We start from the raw sequence: 14,489 nt of genomic DNA on the forward strand, positions 1-14,489 counted from the left end.
GTACTTCAGTAGCCCCTGCATCTTTGAGAATTTTTATTATATTGGCACACGTTGTTCCGCGAACAATAGAATCGTCAATTAATATTACCCTTTTGCCAGCAACGTTATCCCTTAGGACATTGAGTTTTATACTCACGCTCATTTCTCGTTCGGCTTGTGTGGGCTTAATAAATGTTCTTCCTGTATATCTGTTTTTTACAAGACCTTCGCCGTAAGGAATACCGCTTGCTTGTGCATATCCTACTGCAAAATTGAGTCCCGAATCAGGCACTCCAACAACTATGTCAGCTTCTACAGGATGAGCTTTTGCTAATAATTTGCCGGCTTCTACTCTAGAATTATAAACGCTTACGCCGTCTATAATACTGTCAGGTCTTGCAAAATAAATATATTCAAACACGCACAATGACTTTTGGGGATCATCGGCGTATTTTATTGATCTAAATCCGTCTTTGTCTATTATAACCATTTCGCCCGGTTGGACATCTCGCACAAATTCAGCTCTTATTACATCCAAAGCTGCAGTTTCACTGGCTAAGATATAAGAATTTTTTAGCTTTCCTATACACAGCGGTCTAAATCCCTTAGGATCTCTAATTCCTATCAGCTTTCTAGGACTCATAACAATCAAAGAATAAGCACCTTCTAACTTTTCTACTACTTTTAGCATTGCTTCTTCTATTGAATGGGTTTTTGTCCTAGCAATGGCCGCCAAATGCATTATTACTTCGGTATCAGAAGATGATTGGAAAATCGCGCCTTTGTGTTCTAGAAGATATCTTAATTCATTAGCATTAGTTAAATTGCCATTATGAGCTATTGTAAGCGTGCCCTTAACATAACGGCTCACTAACGGCTGACAGTTTTCTCTTAGTGATCCGCCAGAAGTAGAATACCTAACATGACCTACCGCTATTGAACCTTTTAGCTGGGCTATGTTTTCTGTGTTAAACACTTCGTTTACTAAGCCCATGTCCTTATGAACACGTATTAGTCCATTGTCGTTAACTGCAATTCCGCAACTTTCTTGGCCACGATGCTGCAAAGCATAAAGTCCGTAATAGGTCATTTTGGCTACATCAAATCCATCAAAATCAAAAAAACCGAAAACACCGCACTCTTCTTTGACTTTATCAAAAACCATTGCTTTTAGCCCAACCTAAAAAGATTTTATATATAAAAAATATATAATTCAGGATTATTCCCACTCTATAGTGGCAGGGGGTTTTGAGGTTATATCATAAACTACACGATTGATTACACGTAATTCATTGACAATTCGTGAGCTTACACGCTTTAGTATATTATGAGGTATTTCTGCCCAGTCGGCTGTCATAAAATCAGTAGTTGTTACAGCTCTAAGAGCCAAAACATAATTATAAGTTCTTTCATCTCCCATTACGCCTACTGAACGCATATCTGTCAATATGGCAAAATACTGATTAATGCTCTTGTCAAGTCCAGCCAAAGCAACTTCTTCTCTGAATATCGCATCCGCTTCTCTTAAAATATCAAGTTTATCTTTTGTTACTTCGCCAATAACTCGTACAGCCAATCCGGGGCCAGGGAAAGGTTGTCTATAAACCAGCTTTTCAGGCATTCCAAGTTCAAGTCCAAGCTTTCTTACTTCGTCTTTAAACAGACTTCTCAGCGGCTCAATTATTTCTTTAAATTTGATGTTTTTGGGTAATCCGCCGACATTGTGGTGGCTCTTAATTACAGCACTTTTACCCAAACCGCTTTCGATAACATCGGGATATATAGTGCCTTGAACAAGGTAGTCAACTTCGCCGATTTTTGCCGCTTCTTCTTCAAATACGCGGATAAACTCTTCGCCTATAATTTTTCTTTTGGCTTCAGGATCTGTTACACCTTTTAGCCTGTTTAAAAATCTATCTTGGGCATTAACTCTAATTAGATTAATGTTTTGCTTATTTTTGAAAAATTCTTCAACTTCATCGCCTTCGTTTTTTCTCAATAAACCATGATCCACGAAAATGCAGGTCAGGTTATTGCCTATAGCACGACTTAACAGCATTGCCGAAACTGAGCTGTCAACTCCGCCGCTCAATGCGCATAAAACCTTCTTGTCGCCGATTTTGTTCTTGAGCATGTCAGCATATTCACTGGCATATTTGCTCATCTTCCAATCAGCATTAGCACCGCAAATATTAATTAAGAAGTTTTTCAAAATCTTAGTTCCTTCTACCGTATGGTTGACTTCGGGATGGAACTGTACTCCATAAATCTTTAATTGGTCATTAGCGATAGCGGCATTGGGACATGTATCCGTATGTGCTATTGAATAAAAGCCTTCAGGCAAAACTTCAGCCTGATTTGTATGGCTCATCCAGCAGTCTGAATTTTTCAACACACCTTCAAATAATTTGTGTGTGTTATCAACGGTCAATACAGCCTTGCCGTATTCGGATTTTGATGCAGGAACAACCTTGCCGCCTAGCATTTGTGCGATCAGTTGCTCGCCGTAACAAATTCCTAGTACTGGTATTCCCAATGAAAAAATGCTTTTGTCGGGCTTAGGTGCATTGTCTTCAAAGACATTATCAGGTCCGCCCGTAAAAATAATACCTATGGGATTAATGCTTTTGATTTTTTCGATACTCGTATCATAATGCAATAATTCGCAATAAACATTGCATTCTCTTACGCGTCTTGCAATAAGTTGATTATATTGTCCGCCGAAATCTAAAATAATAACTGTTTGTGTGTTCAAGTTCGTTTACTTCCTAAATTAAAAAAGCTATTTTATTTTATCAAAATTAAATGTTTTTCTCAACTGATTAATAGCATGCAACAAATAAGTTAATTTTAACGATTATATAACAAAATGTCCACTTTTTATCCTTAGAAAAAAACGAATCTTTTTATACTAGAGATAAGTTTTTACTAAAATAAAAAAATCCGCCTGAACTTTCAGGCGGATATAATTAATTTTTAATTATTATTTTCCCAAAATATCTTCTATTAAGTTATATAACTTAGTTAATTTTCCATAAGATACAATCTCATAGGTGTAATAATCTATATCTGTTTCCATAGCTTCTTGGTCAACAAGATATATCTTAAATGAACCTATTTCATTGCTTGTGTATCTTACAACAAAATAAACAGAATCATAAGTTATTTCAACGCCGTCAATCTTGGCGGTCTTTTTAACCGAACCTTGATTATCTAAATATCTAAAAACAATCAAGTATTTTGAGCCATTCTTAACTGAAGATGATTGCGCAGTGATTGCTTTTATATCGTCAGCTTCAAGCTTCTTATATTCGTCTTTATCATCAGCATCAACTGCTAGTTTAGCTTTTAAAAACCATTTGTTTTCCAAAATACCGCTCAATGCCGAAAAATTGGTAGCATCATTATATGTGTTAAAAAGTTTATTTAAATCATTTTCTGATGAAGTACCGGTTATAAGCTCTTTTGTCGAAGCAGATGTTTTGCCGAATCCGCCTTCAGAAATTATCTGAATAGAATAAGGCTTGTCAACTTTAGGTGCCGGATTGGTACGAATCAAACCAGTGGTTACAAAAAATGCCACTATCAATACCACTAATGTTATCCAAATTGTGTTCCCAATAATTTTCCCTGTTTTTCTCTTTGTTTTTGCCATATTTTTCAATCCCTTTGGGGTTAGTATATATGATTTTTTGTTTTCAGTCAAACCAAAAAGCACTTTTATATTATTTAGTGCTTTGATTTTATAAAAAATAAAAATTTTCAAAAAATTAGTGCGATAAAATTAATTTTATCGCACATTGTTTTTTTATTTTATCTTTATTATGCTTTGCTGCCTTGTGTATTGGTAGGACGAGCAACTGCTTCATTGGCTTGTTTTGCACGAAGCTGCAATCTTTCTTCCAAGCCTTTTTCAATTTCTTCCAAAGGCTTTCCGGCCATCAAAGCATCAACTTCTTCGGCATAAATGGTTTCTTTCTCTATAAGTAGTCTTACCATTTTGTCCATTACATCGCGATGTTCATTGAGAACTTTAAGTGCGGTTTGATGTCCTTTGTCCAAAATCTTTTTAACTTCAGAATCAATTACTGCAGCTACTTGTTCGCTGTAATTATGAACAGTTTGATAATCTCTGCCTAAAAATATTTCCTGAGTAGAACCAAGATAAATAGGACCAAGCTCCGAACTCATACCCCATTCCATAACCATCTTTCTTGCGCGTTCAGTTGCGGCTTGAAGGTCGCCCACAGCACCTGTGGATATATCTTTTATCACTATTTCTTCGGCAGCTCTTCCGCCCATCGTCATGGCTATGTCATCATACAGCTTATTTAAAGTCATATGTGAATCATCATTTTCAGGTCTGGTCATTGTATAACCTGCAGCTCTTCCTCTAGGAATTATAGAAACTTCATGAACAGGATCGCAATGAGGCAATACCTTGGCTACAATAGCATGACCTGCTTCATGATAAGCGGTAATACGCTTGTCAACTTCGGTAATAACTCTGCTCTTTTTCTGAGGTCCCATTATGACTTTGTTGATACCTTCGTTGATATCAATCATATTGATAACTTTTCTGCCTGCGCGCGCCGCCAAAATAGCAGCTTCGTTAAGCAAGTTTTCTATATCTGCGCCAGAAAAACCGCTGGTTATTCTAGCTAAAACCTTGAAATCAACATCTGAACCTATAGGCTTATTTCTTGAATGAACTTTGAAAATCTCTTCTCTGCCTCTTACATCAGGAATGTTGACATAAATCTGTCTGTCAAATCTTCCTGGTCTTAGCAATGCGGGGTCAAGTATATCTGCTCTGTTGGTTGCAGCCATTACAATAATTCCGCTGTTAGTTTCAAATCCGTCCATTTGTACCAACAATTGGTTTAAAGTCTGTTCTCTTTCGTCATGACCGCCGCCTAAGCCTGTACCTCTTTGACGTCCAACAGCATCAATTTCGTCTATGAATACTATACAAGGCATATTCTTTTTTGCGTCATCAAACAAATCTCTTACACGAGATGCACCAACACCGACAAACATTTCTACGAAATCAGAACCGCTTATTGAAAAGAAAGGAACATTGGCTTCGCCTGCAACAGCTTTTGCAAACAATGTTTTACCTGTTCCGGGAGGGCCCACTAACAATACACCCTTAGGAATTCTTGCTCCAACTTGTTCAAACTTTTTAGGATTTTTCAAAAATTCTACAATTTCGGCTAATTCAGTTTTTTCTTCTTCGGCACCTGCAACATCAGAAAATCTTACTTTCATGTTCTGATTAAGTCTGGCTTTGGATTTAGAAAAGTTGATCGCCTGTTTGTTGCCCTGATTAAGCATTCTATATACAAAAAATGCCATAATCACCAATATTACCACTCCGCCTAGATACGGCAGATATGACAATATAGAACCTGCATTAGGATCATTAAACTCAAGAGAAAAGCCGTAATTGTTCTTTATATCTAAAATTGAAGTTATATCTTTTTCATCTTTTGTATCAAACTCGCGTATAAGATCATCTACAAATTCTGCTCTGCTAGGGACATTAAAAACATAGCTATATTTATTACTGGAAGCTTTTTCTTTGGCTTTTGCTTGATATCCATCTACATAAACATATTTTATTTCGCCTTTTACTATTAGATCAATTGCTTCGTCATAGGATTTGCTTTTGGGTTGGTTGCTGAACATGAAAATTCCCACTAACACCAAAATGCTTAGCACAAGCGCCGCTGTAACTATAATCCCTTTTGTGCCTGTTTTCAAATTATTCCTCCGTTAAAAATCACTTAGGATTTGGTAATCGTTATTTTATCATAAATCATATTACATATCAATGATATTTATGTCACAATAGGTTCAATTTAATTCCACAAAACCTAAAACCAAAATGAAAAAAGTTGTTAACACTTTATCTATATTGATTATGATAACATGTTTTTTTAAAAAATAAAATATAAATTAAATCTTTATAAAACAAGTTGACAAAACTGTAAAAGAATAAAAAACATAAGAAACTAAAAGCAATAATAGCTACTAATGCTATGTTATAAAAACATAAAAGACTATTATTGAGTTATAATCCTTAAAAAATAAAACCTAAATTAAATCCAGGTTAATGCTTTCGCCGTTATCTGCGTCCTGATACATCATCCAATATCCTTCGCCGTAAGGTTTGTTTTGATCAAGTGCAAGCCATTTACAATAACCTTGTAGTTCTTTTGGAGGATTGACCGAATATTCGCCAGGAACACCATATCCTATATAGTCAGGACCTTCGCCAATCAACCCAATGACATAATACTGATCTTTTGCAAGCTCCACTTTTACCCAATAAGTATCGGGCATTAACTTATTAAGCCGCTCTTCGGGCGGACTTTGCTCAAAAATCTTATCAAGGCGGTCTTTTACGCTTTCAAAATATTTTCCCTCTTTTGTCTGCTCCTGCTCCTGCTCCTGCTCTTGCTCTTTTTCATTTTGCTCATTCATGTCTTCCGCCGCCGCCTCTTTTTTTATATTATTTGAGTTGTTTGTATCTTTTAGCTTGATATTGTTATATCCGCCCCAAGACGAAATATATCTGGGGTATTCATCAACATCTTGTTGTTTTTGCGAACTGATGTCTTCTATATTATTATGCTCTTTATTTTTATACGTTTCAAATTGCTCTTTATATGGAGCTTGAGATATTTGTGTTTGATATTCTTCATGATAATCATATTGATCATATTGTTCTTCTTCTTGCGTCTTATAAAAACTATTTCTTACTGTATTGTCTTTATATTCATCAACAAGCTCTCTTGGCACTTCTTCAAATGCCTCATAAAAGCCAGTTTTGTTTTGCGCTAAAGAAACATCCAACGCCGCAGCCGCACTTTCTTTTTGAATGTCTCTAGGTTCCGTTTTGGGCGGATAAAAGGCGACATCTGAAATTTTATCGTCATCATAATCTGAAATTGCATCATCAAGCACCTTGGATATTTTCGCAACTGTTATTTTAGGAACTGCTACGGGTTTGTAAACACTGCCATCATGGCTTGCCCTGCCTAAGACAGTGCCCGAATTAATATTTTGGCTTTCTTTATTTTTTATTTTTTCATATATGCTTTTTGGTGCAGTTTCCTGATATTTTACGGTATAGTCTTTTTGAGTTTGATTAGTTTTATTTATTGGCTGAACTTGCTGTGTTTGAACTGTCGGTTTAGGAGCTTCTTTTTGGACAATGCTAGAATAAAGTTCTTTTTTGGGTTCGACCTTTTCAATTTTGCCTGCAAACATTTTTGGACGAGTAATACTCTTGAATCCGTCTAAAATATTGGTTTCCCACAGTTTTTTTGCATTGTTTGCGCCCCATGCGATAGGTATGATGTTCTCTTCGCTTATATAGCAAAGAACGCAATACATATTGCCTTTTATATCTATTTCTCCCAAAGAAAAAGTCGCGCTTATTTTGCCTTTCAATCCTAACCTTTCCACATATACAGGACTGGAATCTGAAGTTATGCCAAAGGCAAAAAGACCTTTTGCTACATCTTTTAGATTGAATATATCAACGGTGCATTTGGTATTTGGTCCAATTTGTTCAACAGTTGCCACGCCCTTAACCGCACCTGTTCCAAAACCCTTGGTTACCTCGCCCAAAATAAGAATTTTTTTAGCGTAACCCATATTTTATTTCGCTCCGATTATACAAAATACTGATCAAAAATAATAGAATAATACATTTTTATATATACTAACATATCAAAAAATATATACGATAATTTTGAAAGAAATTAAAATATATTGTCTAATTTTAGTTTTCAAAAAAATTTGACAAGAAAAAAAGAGATAGTCATAACCACTATCTCTTTTATAATATTTATTAATCCTTAATATGTTTTACTATATGTTTTACGCTTTTTCCAAAACAGCTTTGATACGTCTTACGCCTGCGGATGAACTTTCCTCTTTTTGGATTTTGAATTTGCCTAGTACTCCAGTATGGGTTACATGAGGTCCGCCGCAGATTTCTTTTGAAAAGTTCCCAATGGTGTAAACCTTTACTTTTTCGCCGTATCTGCTTTCAAATACTCCCAAAGCACCGCTGTTTTTTGCTTCTTCTACGGTCATTTCTTCTACTGTTACAGGCAAGTCTTTGCTGATAACATCATTGACCATTTTTTCAACTTTTTCAAGCTCGCCTTTTTCTACTTTGCGTCCGAAAGAAAAGTCAAATCTAAGTCTTTCTGCCGTGATATTGCTGCCGCGTTGGAAAACTTCTTCTCCCAAAACTTTTCTCAAAGCTGCTTGCAATAAATGCGTTGCGGTATGGAGTTTTGTCGTCTCTTCGCTATGGTCAGCAAGTCCGCCTTTAAATATTTGCTCAGCACCGCTTTGGGATTTTGCCTGATGCGCTGCAAATGCTTCGTGATAACCTTTTTCATCAACTTGCAATCCATGTTCTTTTGCAAGTTCTTGTGTCATTTCCAAAGGAAAACCATAAGTATCATAAAGTCTAAACGCGCTTACACCGTCAATTACATTGCCCTGAATGTTTTTAACCGTACGCTCAAATTCTTTCAATCCTGTATTGAGCGTGCGTTCAAAACGTTCGGTTTCCATTTCAAGTTCTTTTATTACCTTTTCAGCATTAACTTCAAGCTCGTTATATACATCTTTATATTGATCAATTATAGTCTGAGCAAGTTCTGTTAAGCTCTTAGAATTCAAATCCAGCATCTTGCCATATCTTATTGCTCTTCTTATAAGTCGTCTTAGAACATAGCCTTGGCCGACATTGGACGGTGTTACGCCGCGCTGGTCGCCCAAAATGAATACTGCTGTTCTGATATGGTCAGCAATAATTCTAAATGCCTTTAAATTTTCGCCTTCGTACTTTTTTCCAGATAGTTCTTCTATCTTATTGATGACACCTTGGAAAACATCAGTTTCATAAACACTTTTCTTGCCCTGCAAGAAACACAAGGTACGCTCTAAGCCCATACCTGTATCCACATTTTTTTGGCTAAGGGACGAAAATTTGCCTTCGGCATCCTTAAAGTATTGCATAAATACGTCGTTCCAAATCTCCACATACTTGCCGCAATCGCAAGCAGGCGAGCATTCGGGAGAACATTTAGACTTGCCTGTATCAAAAAACATTTCTGTATCAGGTCCGCAAGGTCCGGTCAGTCCTGCAGGTCCCCACCAGTTGTTTTTCTTAGGGAGATAAAAAATATTTTCACGTTTAATACCGCATTTTTCCCAAATCTTAGCAGATTCTTCATCTCTAGGTGCGTCTTCATCTCCGCCAAAAACTGAAACAGCCAAATTATCTTTATCTATTCCTAGATATTCAGGCGATGTCAAAAATTCAAAACTCCAAGAAATCATTTCTTCCTTAAAATAATCGCCCAATGACCAGTTACCCATCATTTCAAAAAATGTAAGGTGTGTAGCATCTCCTACTTCGTCAATATCGCCTGTTCTTACGCATTTTTGGATATTGCAAAGTCTTTTGCCTGCTGGATGTTTTTCACCCAAAAGATAAGGCACCAATGGATGCATTCCTGCTGTTGTAAACAAAACGGTAGGGTCGTTTTCAGGAATTAATGATGCCGAACCTATTACAGCATGACCTTTATTTTGATAAAATTTTAACCAAATATTTCTTAATTCTTTACTACTTAGTCTTCTCATCTTAGTGTATATCTCCAATAATTATATGTCGTCTTTGTATGCTTTAAATATTTTGTTTAATGCACTTCTTAATGTGGAAAATTTGAATGCGCCTATTACCGCCGCCAATTTGTCATTGCTTGCGGTAAACTCCAATCTTTCTTTTCCTGTTTCTATATTGATTTCATCTGAAGTTGCGCGCTTTAGCTTTTTTAAAATATCATTTACACTCACTAGTTCATCTGCAGTAATATTATAGTCCCCAGCAGGATGTGAATGCATCAAAAATTCATTGATAATTTTCAAATAATCTTCTATGTATATTGCGGACAAAACAATGTCTTTTTCTACACTTAAGTCCTTGCCTTGAGCCGCGCGGGATATAAGCGAAGTAATTACACTGTCAGGCGCGTCTTTTCCGTACACTTCAAAACTTCGCAAGATATAGACAGACTTGTCTATTCTTGCCATATTGGTAATATTAAACTTAGCCTGTCCATAAGAGTCAAGCGGCATATATTTTGAATGTTCGGTTTCCTTAAATGCCTGCAAACCATTGGTAGTTTCTAGTTCTCTAATATTAGAAAAAACCAGCACTTTTTTCACATCATAAGCTTTTGCTAATGACTGAATATTTTTAAACATGATGATATTGATAATTTCTATTTCTTTATCAATTTGATCAGGACGTCCAGAAACTTCGGCAAAGTGCAGGATCGCGTCAAATTTCTTTTTTTTAAAAACAGGAATAAGGGTTTTTATATCACTTATATCTGTACTGCTGTCAAGTGCTGTAATTTTATGTCTTTTGGCGTATTTTTCGCAAAAGTTTTTTGCGATATAATTATCCGCTCCTGTTATCAATATCTTCATATTTATTCCTTAATGGTTATACTTTGTAGCTGTCCTTTAGTCCTACTATATGATTAAATACATTGGTCTTTGAATCACGACAATAATAAGCATTGCGTATAAATTGATACGGAACACCAACTTTAGCATTTTCCAAAGATTTTTCAGCTACTGCGTTAGCAAAAACTGTCTTTGATTTTTTATTAAGTCTTTCAGAAAAGTCTTTTTTTGATCCGTCATCAGGATCTAATAAATAATCATAATCAACTACAGTGCAAGGATAATTATTTTTGCAATCCACAAAATGAATTACACCTTTTACCTTGAGACCACTGGTGTCTGAGCCGCTTTTACTTTCAGGGAAATATGTGCATTTGAGTTCTATCGGCTCTCCCTTGTTGTCTAAAACAACATCGTCGCAACGAATTATATAAGCACCTTTCAATCTGACCATACCGCCTTTAATAAGTCTATGATATTTGGGCGGCGGTACAAGCTTGAAATCTTCTTTTTCGATATAAACTTGATTGGAGAAACTTATCTCTCTATAACCTCTTTCGGGGTCATTAGGATTGTTTTCCACTTTTAACATTTCGGTCTTATCTTCAGGATAATTGGTTATTGTAACCTTTAACGGCTCTTTTACAACCATTGCCCTGTCTGCTTTTTCGTTGAGATAATCTCTTATGCAATGCTCAAGCAATCCTACATCAACTTCTGAGTTTGCCTTGGATACGCCTATTAGCTCGCAAAATGTTTTCAGCGCCTCAGCGGGATAACCTCTTCTTCTGAGTCCAGCCAAAGTAGGCATTCTGGGATCATCCCAGCCGTCAACCACACCTTCATCTACGAGTTTCTTTAGATAGCGTTTTGACATAATAGTACGAGTAAGGTTAAGTCTAGCAAACTCATATTGATGAGGTTTTGGATCAAATTCACATTCATTGATTACCCAATCATACAAAGGTCTGTGGTCTTCAAACTCCAAAGTGCAAATAGAATGACTTATCTTTTCTATTGCATCTTCTATTGGATGTGCAAAATCATACATAGGATAAATGCACCACTTATCGCCTTGTCTATGATGATGAGCATGCAAAACCCTATAAATTACAGGATCGCGCATATTGATGTTAGGGCTTGCCATATCTATTTTGGCTCTTAGAGTCATACTTCCGTCAGGATGTTTTCCTTCGCGCATCTCTTCAAAAAGCCTTAAGTTTTCTTCTATACTTCTGTCTCTATAAGGGCTGGGCTTGCCAGGCTCAGTCAAAGTTCCGCGATATTCACGGATTTGGTCGGGCGTCAATTCACATACAAACGCCTTGCCTTTTTTTATAAGCTTGACAGCACATTCGTACATGATATCAAAATAATCAGATGAATACAAAATATCGCCTTTAAAGCCAAGCCATTCTACGTCCTTTACTATAGACTGACAAAATTCTTCATTTTCCTTTTCTGGATTGGTATCGTCAAAACGAATGTTGCATTTTCCATTATATTTTTGTGCCATAGTAAAATTAAGGCAAATGGATTTTGCATGTCCTATATGAAGGTATCCATTGGGTTCAGGCGGAAATCTTGTAATAATTTCTTTTACTCTTCCATTTTTCAGATCATCTGTTATAATTTCTTCAATAAAGTTCATCTTGTTTACCCTTACGTAAATGATTATTAATTATATTTTTGACTGTTTAAATTATGTTTAACCTAAAAGAGACCTGTTATCTTGCCTTGATGATTAATTGTCATCTTGGTGGCATTGGGTACTTTGGGTAAACCAGGCATAAGCATTATATCCCCAGCTACCGCTACTATAAATCCTGCTCCCGCTCTTAACTGCAAATCTCTTACAGTAATTCTAAATCCTTTGGGTGCACTCAAAAGATTGGCATTATCACTTAAGGAATATTGTGTTTTCGCGATGCATACAGGCAAGTTATTCAAACCGTCTGTCTCAAATTTTTTGAGCTGTTTTTGAGCTTTTGGCAAGAAATCCACACCGTCAGCGCCATATATCTTTTGAGCTATTTTATTAATTTTTTGTTCTATTGCATCGTCAAGTTCGTATGTAAAGTTGATTTTGGTTAAAGGCTGATCGCATTTTTGAGCTACTGCTTTTGCCAAATCCAATCCACCTTTTCCGCCTTCAGCAAACACCGATGCTTCTATAGCTTCAACACCAAAGTCTTTGCATGCTGCTTTTATAAGCTCAATCTCTTCTGGCGTATCGGTGTCAAATTTGTTAATAGCCACAACACAAGGCAGTTTATATTGATTAACAATATTAGACAAATGCTTGGTCAGATTAGGCATGCCTTTTCTTAATGCTTCAAGGTCTTGTGTTTTCAAATCTTTTGCACCGCCATTATACTTTAAGGCACGCACTGTCGCAACCAAAACAACACACGAAGGCGTCAAATCATTGGTGCGGCATTTTATATCCAAAAACTTTTGAGCGCCCAAATCAGCGCCGAATCCTGCCTCTGTTACTACCATATCTGCAAGTTTTAGGGCACTTTTTGTGGCAATTACACTATTGCAGCCATGAGCTATATTGGCAAAAGGTCCGCCGTGAACAAAAGCAGGAGTGCCTTCAAGAGTTTGAACAAGATTGGGTTTCAAAGCTTCATACAATAAGATTGCCATTGCTTCAGATGCTTCCAAGTCTCCTGCAGTTATAGCCTTGTTATCCTTGTCATAGCCTACTACAATTTTTGAAAGTCTTGCTTTTAGGTCATCAAAATCAGAACTTAAGCAAAAGATTGCCATTATTTCGCTTGCTGCTGTTATGCTAAAACTCTCTGTTCTGTTTCCTATTACCGAATTGCTGTCATATACAATATTGATATTTCTTAATGCTCTATCGTTGACATCAAGACATCTATTCCAAACAACTGTCTTGAAATTAAGCTTATTTCCAAAGTAGATATGATTGTCAATCATCGCTGACAAAAGATTGTTAGCTGCGGTTATCGCATGAAAATCGCCTGTAAAATGCAGATTTATGTCCGACATAGGAGCAAGCTGGGCATATCCGCCGCCCGCGGCTCCTCCCTTGATTCCAAATACCGGGCCCAAAGAAGGTTCACGAAGGGCAAGCATTGTCTTGTATTTTAGCTGCCTTAATGCATCAGCCAAACCTATGCTTATCGTGGTTTTTCCTTCTCCGGCAGGAGTAGGGTTAATAGCAGTAACCAATATGAGTTTACCTTGTTTTTCACTCTTTACATGGTTTACTTTTGCCTTATACTTACCGTATAATTCATAATCTTCAGGATCTAATCCCAACTCATCGGCAACTTCGGAAATAGGACGCAAAGTCACCGAAGATGCAATTTCGATATCCGTTTTCAATTTTTATCTCTCCGAAAATTAATATTTTTATAATATCATAATAGACAGTAAATTGCAAAAGTCTTGTGAGCGTTATCAAAATAAGTAATATCAAAAACGAAGATGACTCAAAACTTTTATTATATTAACAATGTTAAAAACTGGTCCAAAAATTATTACCAAAGCAGATACAGCAACAGCAATTATCAAAAAGATTTTTTTGCCTTGAGATACTTTTTTTATATTAACTGCACATAAAATAATGTTTATGGCTAGAATCATTAGCCATATAAAATTTAATACACAAAACATTAGAATTAAAAAATAAATAGCTATTTCTATTTGCACGTATTGTCATTATTTTTTCTTCTTTCTTACTTCCGTTCAAAATATATTCAGGTATTTGATAAGTTTGCTTCATAGTATTATCCCCTAAAAATACTATATTACAAATACTAATATAGAATAGTTTATCGCAAATACTATTATAGTGATAATCATTTTTGATGTGAAAATATGTTGTTTTAAAATTTGATATTAACTAAAATCTTAACATATGTAAATATGTGCATATGAAAATATAATGAATCAAAAAGGGGATTGATTAAAATATGCGTTATTTTTCATATGTTTTTCTATGACGCATAGTATTATGAAAA

General features: G+C 35.9%; 10 protein-coding genes. All 10 read right to left on the minus strand.

All coding sequences use genetic code 11. From position 1 onward, the window contains the following. Window positions 1-1,144, minus strand: a 1,144-nt coding sequence (purF, locus tag VIL26_02685; protein HEY8389850.1) for an amidophosphoribosyltransferase, incomplete at its 3' end; no start/stop codon positions are given. Between the two features lie 54 nt (window positions 1,145-1,198). Continuing rightward, a complete protein-coding gene (guaA, locus tag VIL26_02690) occupies window positions 1,199-2,734 on the minus strand; it encodes a glutamine-hydrolyzing GMP synthase (protein HEY8389851.1) in 1,536 nt (511 codons plus the stop codon). A gap of 228 nt (window positions 2,735-2,962) precedes the next feature. Then, a complete protein-coding gene (locus VIL26_02695; GenBank protein HEY8389852.1) occupies window positions 2,963-3,634 on the minus strand; it encodes a hypothetical protein in 672 nt (223 codons plus the stop codon). 167 nt (window positions 3,635-3,801) lie between these two features. Continuing rightward, complete coding sequence (gene ftsH, locus VIL26_02700; GenBank protein ID HEY8389853.1) at window positions 3,802-5,745, minus strand: ATP-dependent zinc metalloprotease FtsH; 1,944 nt, start codon at window positions 5,743-5,745, stop codon at window positions 3,802-3,804. Window positions 5,746-6,078: 333 nt separating this feature from the next. Beyond that, window positions 6,079-7,647: a hypothetical protein gene (locus VIL26_02705; GenBank protein HEY8389854.1), complete on the minus strand. Its 1,569-nt coding sequence runs from the start codon at window positions 7,645-7,647 to the stop codon at window positions 6,079-6,081. A 225-nt stretch (window positions 7,648-7,872) separates the two neighbouring features. Further along, window positions 7,873-9,660, minus strand: a complete 1,788-nt coding sequence (locus VIL26_02710; GenBank protein HEY8389855.1) for an alanine--tRNA ligase — start codon at window positions 9,658-9,660, stop codon at window positions 7,873-7,875. Window positions 9,661-9,681: 21 nt separating this feature from the next. Further along, complete coding sequence (locus VIL26_02715) at window positions 9,682-10,512, minus strand: NAD-dependent epimerase/dehydratase family protein (protein ID HEY8389856.1); 831 nt, start codon at window positions 10,510-10,512, stop codon at window positions 9,682-9,684. A 16-nt stretch (window positions 10,513-10,528) separates the two neighbouring features. Then, window positions 10,529-12,142, minus strand: coding sequence for a glutamine--tRNA ligase/YqeY domain fusion protein (locus VIL26_02720; GenBank protein ID HEY8389857.1), 1,614 nt, complete (start codon window positions 12,140-12,142; stop codon window positions 10,529-10,531). Between the two features lie 62 nt (window positions 12,143-12,204). Continuing rightward, window positions 12,205-13,851 (minus strand): formate--tetrahydrofolate ligase, encoded by a 1,647-nt coding sequence (locus VIL26_02725; protein HEY8389858.1) that lies wholly within the window; start codon window positions 13,849-13,851, stop codon window positions 12,205-12,207. 223 nt (window positions 13,852-14,074) lie between these two features. Continuing rightward, window positions 14,075-14,251, minus strand: a complete 177-nt coding sequence (locus VIL26_02730; GenBank protein HEY8389859.1) for a hypothetical protein — start codon at window positions 14,249-14,251, stop codon at window positions 14,075-14,077. Between the last annotated feature and the right edge of the window lie 238 nt (window positions 14,252-14,489).

Source organism: Clostridia bacterium (genome assembly GCA_036562685.1).
GTDB lineage: Bacteria > Bacillota > Clostridia > Christensenellales > DUVY01 > DUVY01.

Bases quoted from the DNA above. Each gene is read 5' to 3' on its own strand.
- VIL26_02695 (HEY8389852.1), bottom strand. From the start codon at position 3,634: ATGGCAAAAACAAAGAGAAAAACAGGGAAAATTATTGGGAACACAATT.
- VIL26_02705 (HEY8389854.1), bottom strand. From the start codon at position 7,647: ATGGGTTACGCTAAAAAAATTCTTATTTTGGGCGAGGTAACCAAGGGT.
- VIL26_02710 (HEY8389855.1), bottom strand. From the start codon at position 9,660: ATGAGAAGACTAAGTAGTAAAGAATTAAGAAATATTTGGTTAAAATTT.
- VIL26_02715 (HEY8389856.1), bottom strand. From the start codon at position 10,512: ATGAAGATATTGATAACAGGAGCGGATAATTATATCGCAAAAAACTTT.
- VIL26_02720 (HEY8389857.1), bottom strand. From the start codon at position 12,142: ATGAACTTTATTGAAGAAATTATAACAGATGATCTGAAAAATGGAAGA.
- VIL26_02730 (HEY8389859.1), bottom strand. From the start codon at position 14,251: ATGAAGCAAACTTATCAAATACCTGAATATATTTTGAACGGAAGTAAG.